The 20,869-nt window shown below is 40.1% G+C and carries 23 protein-coding genes; 8 read left to right on the top strand and 15 right to left on the bottom strand.

The annotated features are described in order from the left end of the window. Positions 1–31: 31 nt before the first annotated feature. From LCL96_RS01215 to LCL96_RS01205, 3 genes are all read right to left on the bottom strand, one after another. Positions 32–1,303: a PucR family transcriptional regulator gene (locus LCL96_RS01215; protein ID WP_224939678.1), complete on the bottom strand. Its 1,272-nt coding sequence runs from the start codon at positions 1,301–1,303 to the stop codon at positions 32–34. Positions 1,304–1,409: 106 nt separating this feature from the next. After that, the gene (pruA, locus tag LCL96_RS01210) at positions 1,410–3,041 is read right to left on the bottom strand and encodes an L-glutamate gamma-semialdehyde dehydrogenase (RefSeq protein WP_224939677.1); all 1,632 of its coding nucleotides are present in this window, start codon (positions 3,039–3,041) and stop codon (positions 1,410–1,412) included. Between the two features lie 39 nt (positions 3,042–3,080). Continuing rightward, positions 3,081–3,998, bottom strand: a complete 918-nt coding sequence (locus LCL96_RS01205; RefSeq protein ID WP_224939676.1) for a proline dehydrogenase family protein — start codon at positions 3,996–3,998, stop codon at positions 3,081–3,083. A 484-nt stretch (positions 3,999–4,482) separates the two neighbouring features. Between LCL96_RS01205 and LCL96_RS01200 the strand changes: the two genes are divergently transcribed. The 3 genes from LCL96_RS01200 (at position 4,483) to LCL96_RS01190 (ending at position 5,890) form a co-directional block, all read left to right on the top strand. After that, complete coding sequence (locus LCL96_RS01200; protein ID WP_224939675.1) at positions 4,483–4,641, top strand: hypothetical protein; 159 nt, start codon at positions 4,483–4,485, stop codon at positions 4,639–4,641. A 263-nt stretch (positions 4,642–4,904) separates the two neighbouring features. After that, positions 4,905–5,180 (top strand): hypothetical protein, encoded by a 276-nt coding sequence (locus LCL96_RS01195; protein ID WP_224939674.1) that lies wholly within the window; start codon positions 4,905–4,907, stop codon positions 5,178–5,180. A gap of 14 nt (positions 5,181–5,194) precedes the next feature. Further along, the gene (locus LCL96_RS01190) at positions 5,195–5,890 is read left to right on the top strand and encodes a hypothetical protein (RefSeq protein ID WP_224939673.1); all 696 of its coding nucleotides are present in this window, start codon (positions 5,195–5,197) and stop codon (positions 5,888–5,890) included. Between the two features lie 130 nt (positions 5,891–6,020). Here LCL96_RS01190 and LCL96_RS01185 read toward each other — a convergent pair whose 3' ends face one another. Beyond that, complete coding sequence (locus LCL96_RS01185) at positions 6,021–6,983, bottom strand: helix-turn-helix transcriptional regulator (protein WP_224939672.1); 963 nt, start codon at positions 6,981–6,983, stop codon at positions 6,021–6,023. A 101-nt stretch (positions 6,984–7,084) separates the two neighbouring features. Between LCL96_RS01185 and LCL96_RS01180 the strand changes: the two genes are divergently transcribed. Further along, entirely contained in the window at positions 7,085–7,567 is a 483-nt protein-coding gene (locus tag LCL96_RS01180; RefSeq protein WP_224939671.1) for a GyrI-like domain-containing protein, read from the top strand. Between the two features lie 22 nt (positions 7,568–7,589). Next, entirely contained in the window at positions 7,590–8,054 is a 465-nt protein-coding gene (locus tag LCL96_RS01175; RefSeq protein WP_224939670.1) for a phage tail protein, read from the top strand. Between the two features lie 79 nt (positions 8,055–8,133). On the opposite strand, the gene LCL96_RS01170 is transcribed toward LCL96_RS01175, so the two are convergent. The 4 genes from LCL96_RS01170 to LCL96_RS01155 form a co-directional block, all read right to left on the bottom strand. Beyond that, positions 8,134–8,424, bottom strand: coding sequence for a DUF3784 domain-containing protein (locus LCL96_RS01170; protein ID WP_224939669.1), 291 nt, complete (start codon positions 8,422–8,424; stop codon positions 8,134–8,136). 4 nt (positions 8,425–8,428) lie between these two features. After that, entirely contained in the window at positions 8,429–10,090 is a 1,662-nt protein-coding gene (locus LCL96_RS01165) for a MutS-related protein (protein ID WP_224939668.1), read from the bottom strand. 158 nt (positions 10,091–10,248) lie between these two features. Further along, positions 10,249–11,292, bottom strand: a complete 1,044-nt coding sequence (locus tag LCL96_RS01160; protein WP_224939667.1) for a DUF4030 domain-containing protein — start codon at positions 11,290–11,292, stop codon at positions 10,249–10,251. After that, complete coding sequence (locus LCL96_RS01155) at positions 11,279–11,794, bottom strand: RNA polymerase sigma factor (protein WP_224939666.1); 516 nt, start codon at positions 11,792–11,794, stop codon at positions 11,279–11,281. Before LCL96_RS01155 ends, LCL96_RS01160 begins: the two co-directional genes overlap by 14 nt. A 298-nt stretch (positions 11,795–12,092) precedes the next feature. Here LCL96_RS01155 and LCL96_RS01150 point away from each other — a divergent pair, with 298 nt between their 5' ends. Both LCL96_RS01150 and LCL96_RS01145 read left to right on the top strand, forming a co-directional pair. Beyond that, positions 12,093–12,629 (top strand): sigma-70 family RNA polymerase sigma factor, encoded by a 537-nt coding sequence (locus LCL96_RS01150; RefSeq protein WP_224939665.1) that lies wholly within the window; start codon positions 12,093–12,095, stop codon positions 12,627–12,629. Next, the gene (locus LCL96_RS01145; RefSeq protein WP_224939664.1) at positions 12,613–13,665 is read left to right on the top strand and encodes a DUF4179 domain-containing protein; all 1,053 of its coding nucleotides are present in this window, start codon (positions 12,613–12,615) and stop codon (positions 13,663–13,665) included. Before LCL96_RS01150 ends, LCL96_RS01145 begins: the two co-directional genes overlap by 17 nt. A gap of 178 nt (positions 13,666–13,843) precedes the next feature. On the opposite strand, the gene LCL96_RS01140 is transcribed toward LCL96_RS01145, so the two are convergent. Beyond that, positions 13,844–14,323 carry an Lrp/AsnC family transcriptional regulator gene (locus LCL96_RS01140; protein WP_224939663.1) on the bottom strand — a complete coding sequence of 160 codons (480 nt, stop codon included), beginning with the start codon at positions 14,321–14,323 and terminating at the stop codon, positions 13,844–13,846. Positions 14,324–14,534: 211 nt separating this feature from the next. On the opposite strand from LCL96_RS01140, the gene LCL96_RS01135 reads away from it, so the two are divergent. Then, positions 14,535–15,461 (top strand): DMT family transporter, encoded by a 927-nt coding sequence (locus tag LCL96_RS01135; protein ID WP_224939662.1) that lies wholly within the window; start codon positions 14,535–14,537, stop codon positions 15,459–15,461. A gap of 208 nt (positions 15,462–15,669) precedes the next feature. Here LCL96_RS01135 and LCL96_RS01130 read toward each other — a convergent pair whose 3' ends face one another. From LCL96_RS01130 to LCL96_RS01105, 6 genes are all read right to left on the bottom strand, one after another. Continuing rightward, a complete protein-coding gene (locus LCL96_RS01130; RefSeq protein WP_224939661.1) occupies positions 15,670–15,873 on the bottom strand; it encodes a hypothetical protein in 204 nt (67 codons plus the stop codon). A 71-nt stretch (positions 15,874–15,944) separates the two neighbouring features. Beyond that, entirely contained in the window at positions 15,945–16,739 is a 795-nt protein-coding gene (locus LCL96_RS01125; RefSeq protein WP_224939660.1) for a GNAT family N-acetyltransferase, read from the bottom strand. A gap of 24 nt (positions 16,740–16,763) precedes the next feature. Continuing rightward, positions 16,764–17,588, bottom strand: a complete 825-nt coding sequence (locus LCL96_RS01120) for a sugar nucleotide-binding protein (RefSeq protein ID WP_224939659.1) — start codon at positions 17,586–17,588, stop codon at positions 16,764–16,766. Next, positions 17,585–19,513, bottom strand: coding sequence for a S9 family peptidase (locus LCL96_RS01115; protein ID WP_224939658.1), 1,929 nt, complete (start codon positions 19,511–19,513; stop codon positions 17,585–17,587). Before LCL96_RS01115 ends, LCL96_RS01120 begins: the two co-directional genes overlap by 4 nt. 141 nt (positions 19,514–19,654) lie before the next feature. Further along, a complete protein-coding gene (locus tag LCL96_RS01110; protein WP_224939657.1) occupies positions 19,655–19,933 on the bottom strand; it encodes a hypothetical protein in 279 nt (92 codons plus the stop codon). Between the two features lie 18 nt (positions 19,934–19,951). Beyond that, complete coding sequence (locus tag LCL96_RS01105; protein ID WP_224939656.1) at positions 19,952–20,857, bottom strand: alpha/beta fold hydrolase; 906 nt, start codon at positions 20,855–20,857, stop codon at positions 19,952–19,954. Positions 20,858–20,869 lie beyond the last annotated feature (12 nt).

The following is a 20,869-nucleotide window of genomic DNA, read 5'->3' as shown; positions in this document are numbered from 1 at the left end:
GTTTATTGAGTGGCACAATTTAGTTCCACGATCAAATCCCTTTCAAAGCATCCTTATACCGCTGATAATAAGCTTCTACATTATTCAACAGCAACAACTCCGTATACAAGTACACCTTCATATTAAAATCATTAAAATCAATCGTAGTCAGTTCCTGTATTTTTTTTATCCGATAATTTAACGTATTCGGGTGGATAAACAGTTCATTGGCAGTCTGTTTTCCCTTCCCATCATTCGCCAGATAAACTTCAAGGGTCTTCAGGAGATCTGTCTGTTTCTTCACATCATTCTTGATTAATACCAACAAATCATCACTGTAATAATCCTTTGAAGTGTTTTTCTCATAAAGGGTTGGCAGGTACCGATAAATGCCCAATTGAGCAAATTCCCGGGGCATTGATTCAGGACGCGGACTGATGAAGTTAGCCGTTTCAATGACTTCTGATGCTTCCAAGAAACTTTTTCTCATTTGATATAACGTGGTGTATTCCTTCCCGATTCCGATGAGGAAGTTGTAGAAATCTTCTTCGCCTGTTTGTTCTTTCACCTTTTCGACGAGGTCCCTGGCTAATTCCAGGGAAGATGACGGTGAGTCTGCCTTTCCGTAGAGAACGAGGATCACCTGGTATTCCGTCCGTAGTGAATAAACCTTTGTGTTGAAGCTGGATTCCTGGACGAGCTTCTCCAATTGGTCGAGCATGGGCTTATATTGTGACGATGCGATCGAGTAAACCGCTACCGTGAACCGTTCCGGCAGGGTCAGCTTGACGAGGGATGCATCATGGCGCAGCTGGCTTTCACTTCCATACTCGTGCTGCAGGAGATGCCATAGTACTTCTTCTTTTCTGTCCTGTTTAATATTGACCTTTGCGAACATATCATTGATCAGGTTTCCAAGGTGTGAGGAGATTTCTTCAAGAAAAGCGAGCTCTTCATTTTCGAGAAGGCGGTTGGATTCCTGAACCCAGATGTATCCCATTGTGTTGCCAAGGTATTTTGCGGAAATGACGACGCGCTGGTGAAATCCTAACTCTTCCATCGCCTGCACCCGGATCGGATCCGTATGTTTCTCAAGCTGGTGAACGATGCCCTCTTTTTTCAGTCGATCGATGATGAAGACCGGACATTTTTTCGTGAGGATTGTCTTTAGCTGTGTTTGATCGAACTTATTAGAAGAGGAACTGTATGAAATCAGTTCGAAATTTTTGTTTTCGATAATGACGGGATTGCCCAGTTTTGAGCTGATCAATTCCGTCGCTTTATGAATATCTTCTGTTTGGAGGATGATATCAATGGCTTCCATAGGAATCTTACCTTTCCACGAATGTTTGTGATTCCTATTATAGCGTTAAATCCCCCAATAAAAAATGAAAAGCTCCCCCGTGTCGGGAGAGCTTTTCGTGTTCGATTTATTCTTCATCCATAAACGGATAGGTAATATCTGTTGTTGGAGCAAAGTTTTCTTTGATGATACGAGGACTGGTCCAGCGAATCATGTTGAAGATTGAGCCTGCTTTATCGTTTGTACCTGAACCGCGTGAACCGCCGAATGGTTGTTGGTTGATCACGGCACCTGTTGGTTTATCGTTGATGTAGAAGTTACCAGCTGCACCGGATAGGCGGCGTTCTAAGTGCATGATCGCTTCACGATCTTGTGCAAAGATCGCACCCGTTAATGCATACATAGAAGCTGTATCCACTGAAGTCAGTGTTTCTTCTAATTGCTCATTTTCATATACATAAATCGTTAATACCGGTCCGAAAATTTCTTCGGTCATCGTTTTGAAGTTTGGATTCGTTGTGACGATGACAGTCGGTTGAACGAAGTATCCTACAGAATCATCATACGTACCGCCGGCAATGATTTCAGCTTCTTCAGAATCAGCCGCATAATCGATGTAGCTTGTGATGGAATCAAAGGCAGGTTTATCGATAACCGCACCCATGAAGTTCCTGAAGTCTCTGACATCCCCTACTTTAAGCTTCGCCGTTTCTTCCACGACACCGTTTTTCACTTCTTCCCACATGCTTGCTGGGATGTAAGCACGAGAAGCTGCTGAACATTTTTGACCTTGGTATTCGAATGCACCACGAACAAGTGCAGCGACTACTTTGTCTGCTTGTGCTGTTTCGTGAGCGAAGACAAAGTCTTTACCGCCTGTTTCCCCAACTAGTCGAGGATATGATTTGTAGTTTGTGATATTTTCCCCTACTGTTTTCCAAATCGTTTGGAACACGCTTGTGGATCCAGTGAAGTGGAATCCGGACATGCGTGGGTCTGTTAAGACAACTTCTGATACTTGTGAACCACGGGATGGAACGAAGTTGATAACGCCTTTAGGCAGGCCAGCTTCTTCCAAGATACGCATGAAGTAGTAGTTTGATAGGATAGCCGTTGTTGCCGGTTTCCATACCACTACGTTCCCCATGATCGCAGGAGCTGATGGCAGGTTACCACCGATAGCTGTAAAGTTAAATGGAGAGATCGCTAGTACGAAACCGTCTAATGCGCGGTATTCTAAACGATTCCAGATATTTTTCATGCTGTCCGGTTGCATTTGATAGATTTGGTTCGCATAATCAACGCCAAAGCGTAAGAAATCAGCTAATTCTTGTGCCGCATCGATTTCTGTTTGGTAGGCTGTTTTGGATTGACCTAACATCGTAGCAGCATTGATGACGTCACGGTATGGACCAGAGATCAAATCAGCTGCTTTCAAGAAGATGGATGCTCTGTGCTGCCAAGGCATATTAGACCATGATTCTTTCGCAGCCATTGCCGCTTCTACTGCATCGCGAAGCTCTTTTTCTCCAGCTTGTGAGAAGTTAGCCAATACATGTTTATGATCATGTGGCATTACCACTTGCTTCACTGTATCTGTCTTGATCTTCTCGCCATTGATGATGACCGGGATCTCAACCTCGATACCAGCTTGACGTTCTAATTCAGCTTTTAACGTTTCTCTTTCTTTCGTACCTGGGGCATATGTATTACCAGGCTCATTTGTAGGTTTTGGGATGTTGTAAACTCCGTTACTCATTCTATTCACGTTCCTTTCTGATTTCATTCTGTCTGGATGTTACTTGCTAAAGATACCTTTTAATGCGAATGCGATGTTTGCCGGCCGTTCTGCCAGCCTTCGCATGAAATACCCGAACCAGTCCTCGCCATATGGCAAGTAAATGCGGACGGTATATCCTTTTTCTAACAATTCGGATTGCAGTTGGTTCCGCATTCCGTAAAGCATTTGGAACTCGAAGCGGTCATTCGGAATATTGTGTTCTTTCACTAATCCGATGGTGAAATCGATGATCGCTTCATCATGGCTTGCGATCGCTGTATAATGGCCGTTCAAGAGCTGTTTCTTGATGAGATGTTTTAGATTGTCATCCACCTTCTTCTTCTCCTGGAACGCCACTTTACCCGATTCATTATATGCACCCTTCACAAGCCTCAAATAAGGGGAACACTCATTGAGATCATCCACATCCTTCTCTGAAACATAGAGATAAGATTGGATTACCGTCCCCACATTGTCGTACTTTAGACAGAGCTTCTTGTAAACGTCAAGGATGGCATGGCACCTCGAGGAATCCTCCATATCGAGAGTGACCGTGATTCCGCTTTCTTTCGCCTTCTCCAGAATCAACTCCATACTTTCCATGACAAGATCTTGACTGATATCCAATCCCAGGGAAGTCAGCTTCACAGAGATCTCAGTCTCCAGCCCATGATAGGCAATGGCACTGATACTCTCGATACATCGTTGGACATTCTCCCGCACCACCTCTGTGGAATCGACGAACTCTCCAAGATGATCGACTGTAACCTGGAATCCCTCTTCGTTCAATTGCGTAATCAATGGAATCGCCTGCGCAAAGGTTTCTCCCCCTACAAGCTTATTAGCCCCAAATCTTGATCCCCATCGTTTGGCCATCTTATCCAGCGCCTTATTGTGAGAAAGAAACAAGAAAAAACGCTTACTGATTGCTTCCATGATTACAACACCTCCTTATAGTGACTGTTACCTCAAGACTGGAGTGGTTAAACGAAGAAATGTAAATCTTAAGAAAATTATAGCTGGAAAAGTAGCTGGGAAACAACGTGCTCGGGACACAAATATATGTGGGTTGAGTTATGGTGGAAGCACAAAAGGGATGTGTTGGACGGGGAATGAATGGAAAAAAACAACGAGTTTCGAGATTACGCTCGTTGTTTTGTTAACGTTCAGTTCAAGGGCAGTGGTTATCTGCCAAATTTATGGTTTATCTGCCATTTTGACGATTTACGTGCCATATTTTTCTTTTATCTGCCGTTATTCTGTTTTATCTGCCATATTTTCGATATATCTGCCATTCTACGAAATTCGACAATGATATTCCTCTCAAGGATAGAGTGGGGACACAAAGAGAATAGGAATGTGAAACTTCACGTAATGGATTTCCGTCTAATGAATAAACAGAAAAGAAGGGGAGTTGAAAATGGAAAAGAAAAAAGGCATGATACCGTCCATCATCTTCGGTTTTATCATTTTGTTGTCTATTCTGGCATTAACCTTCTTTATCCTTAATGGAGAAACCATCCTTGAGGATATTAAGGACGGATTCACGGACGATGGGTATACAGTCAATATAGATTAGAATTAGGTGCTCTATACTTTCTCATACCTATACTCAAAGCCTCTTTCACCATCACAAAACTAAAGGTCAAGAATGAAGAACAAGGTGGGACTGAACTGTCTCTTCCTTGTCCTTTTGAACTCCTCCCCGAGATTAGCCGGAAAGTAGAGTGAGAACCGTCCCTAGCTCGCATTTTCCAAAATCAGTTGTAAATAAATCCCTAAAGTGTATAATTACACTATAAAGGTTTATTTACAATCAAATACAATACAGGGGGTATGACTGTGACAAGGAAAAGATTTTCTTGGTTAAGCTATGTATCTATTGGATTCGGAACATTATTGATTTTTCACCCTTTACTAACAAATATCTTCCCCAACTATTTTATGGGAATACAATACACCGGTATCATATTAACGCTGCTATTCAGTGTATTAGCCCTTAAGAAAAAGAATGAGAAGAAATTATTGGCTATTATAGGGTTATCATTCGCCATGATGATGTTGGTGTTTGTCGGTATCCTTCAGTATATACCTTTTCATAAACAGAGTTCCGTGTAAGTGGGGTGATTTCAATGGATAAAAAACGATTGTTCAAAATGAGCATGATACTTATTTTTTCAATTCTTCTTCTATCAATCTACTCTATATTTAAGGGTATCCCTTTCGGTAGTTATATCGCAAAAGCAAAAATCACTGAATATGTGGAGCAAGTATATCGCTTTAATGAAGGTATCCCCAAACCACAATTTACCATAGTAAATTCCACCTATGATGTGTTCCTCCCTGAATTGGGAAGTCGATTCTCCTATGATCTTTCGCATAATCTCATTATTGACGAGAAGCTGGTAAATGAGATGGATAATGAATTCCAAGGTGATTACAATAAGTTTAAACATTCATTTGGAGACTCTATTGAGTTGCCCGACGCATCCCTGTTTAGCTCGGTATTAGCTAATGGGAAATATTCCAAGGAAATCACGCTGTATCAAAAAATGTATCTTTTAGGGATGATCAACCGCGAAAAGATTGATCCAGAGGACAGTTCTAAAATGCCGGCAAAACTGACAAAAGATATAATAGACAGACTCGGGGAAAATTACAACATTACATCTCTTCAAGTGCTCTACACTGACTTAAATGGTCAATACGAAATTACGTTAGATGACAAGAAATCCATTTCAATGAAGACACTGGGTAAAAACACATCAAAAATGGAGCAAATTGGGGAGGAAGACAAAGCATTAATCCTCGAGCTAAACAAGGATTAATGACAAACTAGGTACAGTTCCATATCTATCTTTCCCTTTCGACCGTCCCCCAGAAATTACCCAATAAGGAGCCTAAGAACCGTATTCGGTTTGCATGAAAGGGATGGATGATTTACCTTCATAATATTCCTTAAGGGCAGAATAAGTCTATTCTCCCTTTTAAAACACCCACAACTTCTTCCGGCACTTCCCTTATCCTGATATCTTCACCCAGGAACAGGATCCAATTGACCATTTCCTTTACTTCGTCAGGTGCAATCACATTGATAAACGTCTTTAAAACAGCTGTACTATGGTATGGATCGGTATAAGAAAGGGACACTTTTTTAGGGTGGTATTTTTTGAACTGCGCAATCGAACCCGGTCCAAGTTCAATGACTACATTAATGACTTCTTCCTGTTTTTTCAGTTTGTCCAGGATCTCTTGTTCACTAGTCCTTTTTTTATTCGGGTAGGGCTCTACATCGGTGAGCTGATCGACTGACAAGATCTGTTTCCTTTCATTATCCAAATGAAACCCTTCAATATGCCAATGACTTTTTTCCCGATAAAGCTGCAAGAGATAAATGGGATATGTTTGTTTCCCCTTTTCTTCTTCGATGGTCACCGATAGATATCGATCCAATAGCAAGGTTTGAATCAGCTTATCCAACATGGGATGGGGAAGGTCTGAAAGATCAAGAATGTCAGGGTTATGAGGATTGGTCCCTTCAAAAAGCAAGATCTGATTTAACAGAACGAGGGTATCTTGTTGATGTTCTGAAATGAGACTGAGGAGTTTTTCTGTCAAGGACTGGCGGCTTTTTAAATAGGGAAGCTGAAGATTTCTTGTCGCCATAAACGCGATAAAAAGGGCTTTGACCTCATTATCCGTAAAACGGACCTCGGGTAGGACAGAGTTGTGCATGACAAAATAGCCACCATCTCTTCCTACTTCAGAGACAAGCGGCATCCCCATGGACTCAATTTCCCTGATATCCCTCATCGCCGTCGACCGTGAAATGTCAAACTCACGCATGATTTCAGAAATCGTAAAGTGGGCACGATTATTGATATAACGCATGATCACGTTAATCCGTTCAACTTTTTTCATGGGGACCTCCTAAACAGTATCACTTTTTGACACAATTTAACGTTAGTATATACATATCAAGTGTTGAAGACAACAAATGAATGAAAAGGAAGGTTTTGAACATGACAAATTATATGTTAGAAGAAAAAGACTCCTTTACCGTTGTGGGTGTGGGAACTGAATTGAAGAGCCATTACACGGACATGGCAGGCTTAAACAAGGAAAAAACAGATTTTTGGAACGAAATTAGTCAAAACGGAACACTGGACTCATTAAAATCCATCGCTTCAAATGACTACATTTTTGCGGTGAATGAAGCCATAAATGGGAAGATGATGCATCATGGTGGAGTTATGGCAGAAGCATCAGCTGCACCAGAAGAAGCCAAAGCCATTCAATTTCCCAAAGGACCCTATTTGATTGTAAAAGGAGAAGGAAATACGGCAGAAGAACTGGATCACACGGTTTCCGGCATTGCCTTTGGTCGTGTGTTGCCAGAAGCAAAGGACTTTGCCTATGTTGGAGGGCCTAATACAGTGGTTGAGATGGGGCAGCGAAACGGAATGGTGTATGGAGAAATGTGGATTCCTGTCGTGATGAAATAAAATGGAACAAGGAGAAATGAACATGTCTTATACGGTAGATTTTAAAAATGTGTCTACGATTGGTTTAGAATCATCGCCTGTAGCAGAAGCACTGGCCGGGTTACGTGCACATGAAGCCCGCTATTTTATGAACAAATACAAGTATGAGTTTACCGTTGTACCGGCCAGCGAAAGCCAGGAAACACTCGATTATGTAAACCGTATCTTAAAAGAAGAGCGTGAGATTGAGTTTGCGGCCAAGCCATTAGAAACAACGCACTTTCAGGTGGAAAACATCCAATTCACCTACGTCATTTATGAGGATGGTCTTGCAGTCAACGTCATGTATACCGTTGATGATCCGAAGAAACGTGCGGTTGGATTTAAGCTCTCAGAAGGAATGGAGATACCGAAGGAGCTCGAGGAAAAGTTCAAATTTGCGAGGCAGAAGTCTAAACTGGCTGGCACCATTCGGGGATCTTATTTTGTTATTAAGGGAGAGTATTAGAATAAATATTGGATATGTCAATGGGGACGGTAGCGCAAAGCGTGAGTCCCCACTTCTCATTATTCTACCAGAACCATGATCATCTTCTAGCCATTCTACTATTTACTGCAATTTGTGCACTAACAAGGACAATCAGCGAAACATTGAACACCCAAACATTTAGCCTCTCAATAAAGAAACTAAAGAGTATGGTGGTGATCCCCATGATCATAATAAAGATTCCATTCACTTTCCCAAATGCCTCTTCATTCTTAGTGCTGCCCTCTACGTATCCAGCAACAATTTTATAGCATCTTTTTTTCCATACCAATAAACCTAAAATGATTATGAATAATCCTAATGAAGCCAATATCACTTGAGCAACAATCATTCGTTCACATCCTTGTTTGAGCAATATAGGTTGAAGGAACCTTCCACTCTCCTCTCACCTCAAAATCACTAGCTAACCGATAAGCAAGTCCCGTTACAACTGTCGGGTATTTCATCTGTTCCAACAACTTGATCGCATTTTTCGTTGTAGAAGGACCCCTATGGATTTTATAGTCAAAATAGACGCTATCTTCCTGAACCGTTTCACGAAAATGATAGTTTTCGAATCCTTCCACCATCGTCGTTAGCTCAATATCGTGTGAAGCAATCATCGTCATTCCTTGGTGTTTACTGAGCCACTCCATGATAGAGGCGGAGGCTGCGATGCGCTCAACGGTATTGGTCCCACGAAGGATTTCATCGATAAAAGCCAAACAAGGGACACCTGACTCCACTGTATTCATGATCCTCTTCAACGACTTAATTTCTGCTTTGAAATAACTGTCTCCGTCAATTACGTTGTCTTGAATCGCCATCGATGACAGTACGTATCCAGGCTTCATGCTCCAGCTGCTTGCAAGCACAGTGTTGATCGTCTGTGCGAGGATTGCGTTAATGGCAACAGCTTTCATGAAAGTGGATTTCCCGGAGGCATTCGAACCTGTTATCAATGACAATTTAGTGAGTTGGGAAGCATTTTTGACTGGATCCTCTATCAAAGGATGATACATGTCTTCAAAGAGTACTTCCTCAGTATGTATAAATTCAGGTGTGCAATAGTCACTGTTCGCACGCCTGTAAAATGCAACCGCTATGCACGAATCTATTTTCCCGATTGCCTTCCATAGCGCCTCATATTCCTCCTTGTGATTCTGAAGCATCCGGATGATAAAGAAATAGGAAATAAAGTCGAGCAGGAAGATAATCCGGATGTATTCAAATAATCCTTCTAAGTCCCCTGTCCCCTTCCCAAGTGAGACGACTCTCTCGAGAAAGAGCATCTTCTGGATGGGCTCAACCAATTTGCCTATGCTCTTCCTATATGGCCTGAACGAATCATCGGTTATATTGTTCATTCGTTTACCGGTCCTGATGATACCTGCCAAATACGAAATCTCATACAAGCTGATATCAAGATGGCGGCGATTTTTATAATAGATGACGATATTCAAACATAGGGATACGATCAGCGAAAGAAGTCCATATTTCATCGAGAAAAAAATGACGCCGATGCTGACCACCGGTAAAATTCCGCACACAAAATACAGCCAGACATGTTTGATATTTTGATATTCTTTATGAAAGAAAGATGAAGAATTGGTGTGATTCCGTTTGCCCAATAATTTCAGATCAAATAAAAGTCGCGTTCGTAATGGTTCATTCTCTTGCATCAGTTGGTAAAAGGGTTCATCACGGTCTTGATCCGTGAGCTGGATATTGTGTAACTGATGATATAAGTATTCCGATCCAACTGAAGTTTGGGTGTAATTGAGCTTTTTGAATACCTCATCCAGTGATAAATCGCGCCAGGTAATGTCGTCAACTCCGTGCTGTTGCCCGCCGTGATTCTTCCAATATGTATTAACAGAATCCACCGGTTCATCTAATGAGAAGCTCTTCTTCTCGCTCCATTCTTTTGCGACCATTCTCTTTAATCGTCTTTTTTTCAGGATGTCGCTGAGAAAAATGATACCGAATAATGCAGCTAGGATGATGATGTACTTCATTGGGGGTCCTCCTTACAGACAAAGGTAATGATATAACTCTCTCAACAGTTATATTTTACCATATAAGTAGGTTTAAGTATTGAAACAGGAAAAAGCTGTCGAAGAATTCTCGACAGCTCTTAGCTAGGAATAAGAGATTAGGATCTGTTCTCTAAGAGTTAGTTTTTTATCTCCACAAATGATTTTCCATTCCTTAATAAGAATTCAATTGTATAGTCATCGTTGAGAATTTGTTCTTTGATTTCTGGTAATGTCAAATATTCTTGAACTGCTTTTTCGATTTCTCCAATTTGCTCTTGGGGAAGTGGCTTATCCAGATTTGTTTTTATCCAAACATAAGAGTGCCCTTTCTTCACTTTGTACGATAATCCTTTCAATTGATAAGTGGATTTCCCTGCCATTGCGTCGTAAATGTCAGATGAGATATTACCCCAACGTCCATCCTGCTGACGATGTTTTAGGTTGAACGTATTGACTTCAATATCTTTCACATCCAGATCTTGTGATTCTATTTCTTTCTGAATGTCTGCAATGATTTTCTCAGACTCATTAATATGGTCCGGCATGTCGATGGTGACGATATTTGAAAACATCGTCTCTTTCAGTCCTGCTAATTCATATTCCGCTTCTTCGGCATATCCATAGGAAGCAAATACGTTCTTTACAATCTCCCGTACATTGTCGTAAAGCTTGTTTGAGTCACCGCTTCCCTTACGGTAGGGTATTTCAGGTGCTTCAACGATCTTTAATTTGTACTCGTCATACCCATTTTCATAAAGATAATTGGTTATCTTGGATACAAGATCTTCTTTGGCTTGCGTTAATGTAGAATCCCCCAAAACGAGTGACACCTCAATCGTGAAGGGAGACGGCGTTGTCCCTACCGAATTAACTGTGTATCCTTCCTTTTCAATTAGTGTAAAAAGATCAGAAGTCAAATTGGGATTGGGTTCTCCGTCTAAAATTTGGGGAGTGATCGTAATTGGTAACACTTTCGCCACAATACTTGCCATGGTCGTTGAGTAGAACGGGGATATGACAATAAAGAGTATACAAGCTGCCGCAATCCAGCCATATTTTTTAAAATATCTCCTCTTCTTTTCATGTGTAGTCCGCATAATTTTACTTCGAAGATGATTTTTAGATTCGTCAGTTAACTTTAGTTGTTCTTCTAATTCCTTAAATGGATCATTTGATTTCATGTATCACCCCTCCTCTCGTCAATACCGTCTTCAATTCGATTAAGGCTCTTCTTAACGTCATTTTCACTTTACTTTCTGACCAATTTAAAACTTGAGCGGTTTCTGCTGTTGAAAATTCTTTTAACTTTCTTAACAGGATGACCTGCCTATAAGAAGGTTTTAATTGTTGAAGGGCTTTATACAATTCTTCCGATTCTTCATTCATCTCGATGATTTGTTCAGGTAGCGGCTTGCCGTCTTTCTCCTCCATTGTTAAGCCCAGATAGTGTTTCAACGGGTGCTTCTTTCTAAAGTGATCAATCGTCACATTATGCGCAATGGAAAATAGCCATGTTTTCACAGATGATTGCTGCTTAAATTGTTGTTTACGTCTATAGGCTTTCAAAAAGGTCTCCTGTGTTAAATCCTCTGCTTGTTGATAGTCTCGTACCATTAAAAGTATGTATGTCAAGATCGATTCTCCATAATCGTTAAACCAGTCATTTAATTCTTGTTGCTCCAAAACTGTTCCCCCTTTTCTCCTATACTTAGACGCAAATGGAAATGTATTGGTCACGTTTGAAGTAGTTATTTTCCATGTGAAATGCATTTAGCTTAAAAATTGATGGCTATCAAGGTGTCTATTTCTGTCCACTGTCAGAAAATATCTCCTCATAATTAAGAACACTCTCCTTAGAGACAATCACTCCAGATCCAATATTTAGTGTACATTATAAATAATGGAAGTTCTTGCAACTTTTTCATACACTTGCCTATCTAATATATTGAAAAACAAAATAACCATGTAAGGAGGTACCCGATTGGATTCAGTCAAAGCATTGGTCAGAAAAGCAAAAAAAGGAAATGGAGATGCTTTTGTTTTACTGGTAAAGCAATATGAAGAAGTTCTATACCGGACTGCCAGCCGATTGTTACATAATGATGAAGATGTAGCTGATGTGATCCAGGATTCTATTATTTCAGCGTACGAAAAATTAGATACCCTAAAAAATGATGAGTACTTTAATACGTGGATTTGTAGAATTCTCATTAATAAATGCAATACACTGCTTACCAAAAATAAAAACATTTCAATACTGAAAGACCACTTAACCCCCGAAAAGGAAAAGGATGCTTTTCAAAAAATAGAATTAGAGGATGCCCTCAATAGTTTGAACGAAGTCTACAGGCTGGCCCTCATTTTATACTATATTGTTGGATTAAATGTGAAAGAAATGAGTGAGTTCTTGCAAGAACCTGAAGGAACCATTAAATCAAGACTCTCTAGGGCTAAATCGATTTTGCGAACGACCTATTATAAAAAAGAGGGAGAGATTCTCAATGAAGGATCACTTTGAAATAGATCTTAAAAAGAGATTGAATGAGAAGAAAGAATTACCAGATAGTGTAAGGGAGTCACTAGATGAGGCGTATTCTATCATTCGGGCAAAATCAAAAAAGAAAAAAGGAATCATCATTTGGAATCGAGTAGCCATAGCTGCCTGCGCTCTTTTGGTTTCAGTAGGTGTTCTCACACATAAACAAGTCATGGCCAACCTTAACGATTTCTTTCATTTTGGAGATAAAGGAATAGATCAAGCCGTCCATGAAGGCTATGTGCAAGAAGCAGATAGTATAGCTACAGATCAGGGGATCAAGATAAAACTAAGTAGACATTTCTCAGATGCAAATAAAGTTGGAATGAGTTTCATGCTGGAATTCGAGGACCCATCAATCTTGAAAAATGCAGAAGAAGTCTCAATGGATTACAGGCTTAAAAATGGGGACGGAGAATACATAGTAGAATTCATCCCGGATACAAAACCACTGAAGGGAAGCCATTATGACTTATCCATCTCTGAGCAGCAAAACCCACTGTTCGATACAGAGTCAAGGAAGATTCAATATGATGTTTTAGTCAGTTCGAATAATGGTGAAATTCCCGAATTAAAAGATGCTGTGATTGAAGTGGAAAGTGTCAATGTCTTTAATGATGCAAGAATTAAGAAAACCAATGGAAATTGGGAGCTCAAAGTTGGAAATCAAAAGAATAACACATCGGATGGCATTGTTCGTTATATTACGAAAGAACCATCATCAATCATCCAAGTATCTAAAGCTGACGCTTATCCAACATCATTGAATCTTACATTCGCTTTAAAGGGGAAATATGAGAATGAAAATACGTTTGCAAACAACATGAAAATCATAGATGAAAAAGGAAATGAATATCCCGCTACGAATTTTTCATTCATTTTTGATGGAGAAAAAACCGTAATTTCAACCAATTTCCCGTTTTCATCTTATCACTACTCCAATACACTGAAACTAATTGTAACAGGGGTAGGTGAAGTGGATTTAGTTCAAGAAAAAAGGAATGAACTGACCCAGTAAATAAGTGCATATATAAAATAATGACAAGAAGTAGAGCCAATTATGTGGCATTCCTTCTTGTCATATTACTAAATTCAGGTCAGAGTTGTGACGGTACGTCTTTACTATTACCCAAAAAGTAGTGTAAGAAACGTCCTCGGTTTGCTTTCATTTCTGAATACCGTGGGCTGACCTAAACTCATTCCCCCAATATCGGCAACACCGTAGAATCCTTAATCTCCCTCAACGCCAAGCTCGTCTGAATCTTCGTAATCCCCATCTCATTCAACCTTCTAATAAAGAGCTCCAGTCCCTTGCGATCCTTACAGGCCACTTTCAGAAGATAATCATATTCCCCGGTCAAACAATGACATTCCAGAACCTCTTCCATTGATTCCAATGTCTCCTCCACTGCTTCCAACTTCTCCGTCCGGTGTTCATTCGTACTCATAAACACGAAGCATAGTAAATCAAATCCAAGCTTTTCATGATTTAGAATGGCTACCTGCTTCTTGATATACCCTTCCGTTTCCAACCGCTTGATTCGAGCGTGTACTGCCGGTGCGGATAAATTGACCCGCTTTGATAGTTCAAGATTGCTTAGCTGCCCGTCTTTTTGCAGCAAATCCAACAGCTGAAGATCCATTTGGTCCAATACTCTGCTAACAATCGATTCCATGATTCAACCACCCTTTTCAATTGTTCCAAAAACCAACGGTAAAACTATGTATAAATGAATTTTTATAATCTAATATTCTATAATACTTTTAATTATTTCGATTAATACCCATTATACAATAAGTTCTTTTGTAAACTTAAGAAAATGTTAAAATTATTCTTATAGTAAATGTCATTGTGCACAGTGGCTCTTCGAAAAGGGGCTAAATGACGTGAAATATTATTATCTATTGTTACTGACCAGTTTTCTCTGGGGAGGCAATTTCATCGTGGGGAAAACGCTTGTAGAGCATGCGTCCCCAGGAACGTTGACGATATTGAGATGGGCGATCGCCATCGTCTGCCTGTTTCCGATTGTCTGGTGGAAAGAAAAGAAGCTCGTTCCACCCGTACGATCGATTCTGCCATTATGCTTAATGGGGCTGACAGGGGTGGCCCTCTTTCAGGCACTTCAATTCATGGCACTTGAGAGAACCTTTGCCACCAATGTAGGACTGATTTCCACGTTAAATATGTTTTCAATCGCCGGAATTTCCTTTATATTTCTGAAGGAAAAGATGAACGCCTTTCAACTGTCTTCTATGTTCTTATCACTCTTTGGCGTGTTGCTTGTCCTGTCCAAAGGAAACATGGAGATGGTCTATTCCCTCCAGTTTAATGACGGGGATCTGTATATGCTGGCTGCGGTTGTGATGTGGGGATTCTATTCCGTTTGCAGTAAATGGGCGATGAAGAGCGTCACACCGATGATGTCGATTCTTTATTCAGGGATATTCGGACTTCTTATCCTGCTTCCTTTTAATCTTCATGATTTCCGTGTGACCAATGTCGATGCTTCATTCGTGCAGTCAATCCTGTATACGGGTGTGATATCCACGGTTGTTTGCATGGTGCTTTGGAATGTCGGGGTGAATAAGCTGGGCCCGAGTACGTCGGGATTATTCTTGAACTTTAATCCTGTATTCACGGCTTTGTTGGCGTTTGTCTTTTTGGGTGAGAAGATGAATGGGTTGCAGGCTGTTGGGAGTGTGATTGTTTTGGCGGGATGTGTGTTGTTTTCGCTACTGAAGACGAAGCCTCGCATCTTTCAAGAGGTTCCTACCAGCATGATTTCAAGTAAAACTGTAAAGACTTCATAGAAAGAAGCAGTGCCGACTAAATGGCACTGCTTTTTTTCATACCGAATAAGTGAATTTCAGCGGGTTTCGAATTGGTAGTGGAATATTCTAAAAACAAATTATTTAATACGTACAAATGGCGTCAGTTCATTCCCTTTTTGATTTCCCCATTTAGAAAAGTATTTCAACATTCATTTATTCAACCCCTATATAAATATACATAGAAATATTAAAAATTAAATTTACCAAGCTTTTGATATTTTACTATCACCCAGTATGCTTCTTCTTCACTAATCTGAGCTTTTTCTGCATCCTCTTTTGAAAGTTCAAAAGTAATATCACGAGATACAGATCCACCACTGTCAGTCGTGAAAAAATATTTACCATCTTTCTCATGAATAACTATTCCATAATCTGAGAATATCTCTCTCATTTAAATATCTCCTTACTTGAATCATTCGGTAAAACCATTTTATTCAATGGAGTCTGATCAACTGTTGCTACCTATTCCGCTTTCATCCAAAACGAATTCTGAAAAACCGTTTGGAATCCTGCTTTCAGCATATTTTGATTACTTGCCGTTCCGAACTCAACATCTGTATACAACCTCTTTAATCCCATTTCCTTTGCCGTTTGAATTCGATGGTGAATCAACGCCTTTTGAGCTCCCTTTCCTCTATGCGAAGGGAATGTAAAATCATTTGCCAGATACCCTTCCTCTCCCCGGATAAAAAGTGAGCCCATTCCGATTGTATCTTCACCAATATAAGCTATGTAATTATGAAAATCCGGACGAACGAAATACGTTGCTTTTCGTTCCATTATCTCTTCGTCTGATGTCATTCCAGTTGATTCTGCGATAAGATGGAGAAACTCCCTTACATTGTCCCCGGTTACTTTTACAAGGTGAATATCTTCACTCACATATGCTCCATCCTGAGGCTGCATTTCCATGAAAACCAGTTGTTCAGCAGAATAAAACCCCTTGCCTGTTAAAGCTTGAGCGACTTCCATGTTTAATTGATCAGGGGTCATATCGAAACAAGGAGTGAGTTGTTCGGAAGCGTAAATTTCTAGAATTTCATCTGTTTTATCCAGATCATTCTTTCCGAATCCCTTTATACGATTGTAATAGATGGAACCTGGTGATGCAGGGTCGATTAGTAATGTGCAGTCGCCCACTTGTTTGGTTTGTAGGTTTTTATCCACACTGGAAAGGGCTCTTTCAGAGTTGAATCTCGTTAAAGCCAACTCTATTTCGTTAATTCTATCAACTTCCACTTTTATATCGAATGTCATTTTATTGAATCCACTCCTATTATTTTAATCATCTACATGTACTAGATCAGCGATCATTTCTCTATTCGTCTTCAATAAACTCTCCGGAAGATCGTTTCGAATGCTCTTCAATCCAAAATAAAATGTATCGTGAGTATCTTGAAGCAAACTTTCCTGAAATTTTATTTCTTTATCCGTAAGGGTGCCGACCAATTCTTCAATAAAGGAAACCTGTGTCATCATATCGACCGCACCAAGGTGAAATACACCTGTAAGTTTATGATGGATGATGTATTTCAGCTGTTTGGCCAGCCATTCATCCGTGAGATGATTACACTCCAGATTGCTGAATACTTCGATGGAGCCCTTCTCAATCCCACTTTTAATTTGGTCCAATCTCGGAGACTTCTTTCCCCATATTTGTGGAATACGGATCATCACGGCACGTTCCTCTAAAATTTTCTGCAACATATCTTCACATTCCACTTTGAACTGTCCATAAGGGGATGAAGCGTGAGGAGTGTCTTCTTCCGAATGGTGCTTTGTAAAATCCCCATCAAACACGTTGGCCGTGGAAAAGAAATAAAGTGTGCTATCAGCATTTTCGATTTCCAGTGCAAGCTCCCTGTGGAATATAAGCTGTTGCTCGAAATCACCTCTTAGGCATGAGATGATGACATCGGGTCTAATGGATAGGATCAATTCTTTCATCTTTCCTCTATCGGTGATGTCTAATTGAAATTGTTTTTCTTCGGGAAGATCTACCGGTCTGGTTGCATAGGTCCCATATATATCATAGGAATCTTTGCACTCTTCCATTAACGCTTTCCCTACTAATCCACTTGCGCCGAAGATGAGCAGTTTTTTCATATCGAATCCCTCCAGTTGTCGTTCATGCTTTCTCCCAGAATATAATGTGAAAACCACATCACATTCTGCTTCATAATTGCCACATTCATCCCTGGTTGGTCAGGACTATAGGCCATTCCTTTAAAAATAATAAATTCTGTCTCCACGTCCATATCCTTTAACCCCTGGTAAAGATCATATGCATTGGAAATAGGAACGCGTGCGTCCATGTCGCCGTGTTGGATCAAGGTAGGGGTGCAGGCTGATTGGATATAGTTCATGGGCGAAGTTTTTGCATGTACCTCTGGATCATTCCATGGCGTATCTCCTAGATGCATTCTAATAAAATAGGGTATATCGGTATTCACATAATGACTTCTCCAATTCGTTATTGCGCCACCGACTGAAGCAGCCTTAAACCGATCACTATAGGTGGAGCAGAAGGCTGAAATAAATCCTCCCTGGCTCCATCCCATAACCCCTACCCGTTCCTGATCTGCGGTTCCCCTGTCTACGAGTGCATCCACACCGGATATCACATCCTGGTAGTCACCGAGTCCAAAGTTTCTGTAGTTTGCTTTTAAAAAGTCATTGCCATATCCTGAGCTTCCTCTGTAGTTTGGTTCTAGGACGATAAAGCCTTTTTCTATAAACTGCTCCACAGGATATTTTTCGTTGAAGCAGCCTGAATGGATGGGAAAGGATGCCCACCCTGGACCGCCATGGATGAGTACTAATAAAGGGTATTTCTTATGTGGATCAAAGTCTGCCGGGGTCGTTAAAACCCCTTCTATTTCAAGGTCATCACTGCTTTTCCATGAGATGATTTCCCTGTTACTTTTACACTTGCCTTTGAAGGCGTTATTTTCATCTGTTACCTTTTGATCATCCACATAGATTTCAAAGGTTTCATTTGGTTTGGCCTTACAATATGCTAGATGATCTCCATCCCTTGTTATGGATGCATCAAGTACAAAGCCATCTTCATTTTCGCTCAGCATTTCCACGGTGCCATTTTCAAGTAGTAACCCGATGCGATAATTCGTTTTGTCTTGCCACTTCATGAAAATCCCTTTAGAAGTCCATCGGATGGGCATAACGGTACTATCGAAATCTGATAGAGGTTGAATGAACTCTCCAGTTTTCAGATCATAGATTTCTAGTGTGCAGTCTTGTATATGGGTTTTATAATACTCTTTTTCCCTTATGCTGGCTGTGTAACAAATTTGACTGCTGTCGGAAGAAATGCAGATGCTCCCACCCAACAACTTATCGGTATTCAACTTTTGCAGCTCGCCCGTTTCAACTTCGAGTATGTATAGATTTCTATTAAAAATATCTTCCATGTTCGGGCTTGGTGCAGTCAGCAATACACCCTTTTTTCCACCGTTTGATATATCAAATTCAAGTATATGAAATTCCTGACACTCCGTTAGTGGGTGCGCTTTTTGGATGGAATCGTTGATTTCAATATAATACAAACAGTGATTCCGGTATTCTTTGCCTACGTGATGGAAATCTCCATAGTTCTCCCTGCGTTTGTTGATTTCTACCGATTCCTTTGACTGCGCAATGTAATAAAAACCTTTGCTGGAAGGTTGCCATTTGAAGTGACTGACTCCTTCATTTTCATTCGTCATTTGAATACTGCAAGAGCCGTCCAATGACTGAACAAAGATCTGATTTTTCTTTTCAACTGAATGAAGATAAGCGACTTGTCTGGAATCCGGAGACCATGATGGGGCTGTCCCTTCACCGATTAAGGAACATTGATCCTTCCTTTTTTCATAAATCCAAATGTGATTCCGATATGTATTGTCTTGCCAGTTAGCTGTGTTTTTGACGAAGGCAATGTTTTGGCCATCTTCGCTTATCGTTGTGCCTGACAAGGTGGGTAGTGAGATAAGTTCTTCTATACTTAGATACTTTTCTTTAAGACTATTCATTCCTAAACTCCTTTGTCTTTATTGGCATTGACAATAACTTCAACAAAAAGAGCATCAATCCCTTCCTGAATCAATGCTCCCGTTAGCTTTATAGATAGATGGATTATAGAATGGGGCTGCCCCCTGCAATAAAAACTCAATTTACAATTTGTTAATATCATTTCTCCCTTTTCTAATTTGAAGAATGATGTAATTTAAAACCATCAGGAAGGTTACCGCAATAGCCATAACGTACCAAATGTCTGATGAAATACGAATGAACATACCATCATCGTTAAAATGCGCAATGTAGAGATCAAGAACACCTATTGTTTGAGCTGTTATAAGTGCATACCCCGTCACACTGCTAAAAATCAAAATCATGAAAGCTAGGCAAATGGAAATCGAAATGGTACAAGATCTAACAAAAGTACTTGTCATTAAAACCTACTCCCTGAATCAAATTTTAATGAATGTATCCTCTACAAAAAATTCTCTCATTTCATCCACAACCACTTCAGTTTGATCCCAGTGCAACATATGAGAAGCGCCCTCCACCCTTCTAATTTCCATCTGAGAAGACCTCTTCACATCTTCAAGTAATGTGTCATTGATAATAGTAAACTCTTGGGGTAATGTAGCCACCAGTAACAATATTTTATCCCCTAATTGTCTATATATCTTGTTAATAGGTGAATGAGCCATGGACTTAATAACTGAAGCGGCAACATCAGAGTCAACGATTAGCTTTATTTTCCCATCCACTTCTTTAACATAGTCCTTTGAAGCCAATTTTTTATATTCATTCCAATCGATGTATGATTTGGCTTCTTCATTGTAAAAGGCTTCATAGCTCGGATATTCAAAAGAGTGAAAGGATTCTGCAGTGTATTGGATCTCCTTTTCTACACTGTTAATGTTAGGCCATTTCCATCCTGGCTTAGATGCTAAATCGTCTACGATTTGATAAAAATGATCCTTCGTTGTGTAGCCTCCATCGAGTAACAATGTCTTCATTACAGATGATTCATATTCTTTCATAAAATGAAGGGCTATATCTGCTCCGTATGAATGTGCCAGAAAAGAAAATTTCCCTACATTCATTTTCTCGAGAATGCGATACAACCAAGTTGTCATATTCACCATTTCATATTCTACTTCGGTTGCAAACTTATCACTTTTTCCATGACCCGGGAGATCAATTGAAATAACCCTATATTCATCTTTTAATTTCTCACCCAGTTCTATGAAACTCAAACTTGTATTTCCTAATCCGTGTAGACAAACAATGGTCGGCGAATGATCTTCACCCCACACATGACCTCTTACACGGTAGTTATCGATTGATAGAAATATTTCCTTCATAATGGCACCTCT

Origin of the sequence: Rossellomorea aquimaris (assembly GCF_020172085.1) — a bacterium.
In the GTDB taxonomy this organism is placed as follows: domain Bacteria; phylum Bacillota; class Bacilli; order Bacillales; family Bacillaceae_B; genus Rossellomorea; species Rossellomorea aquimaris_E.
Note: the sequence above shows the minus strand (reverse complement) of the source record. Positions and strands in the feature narration are given on the sequence as shown.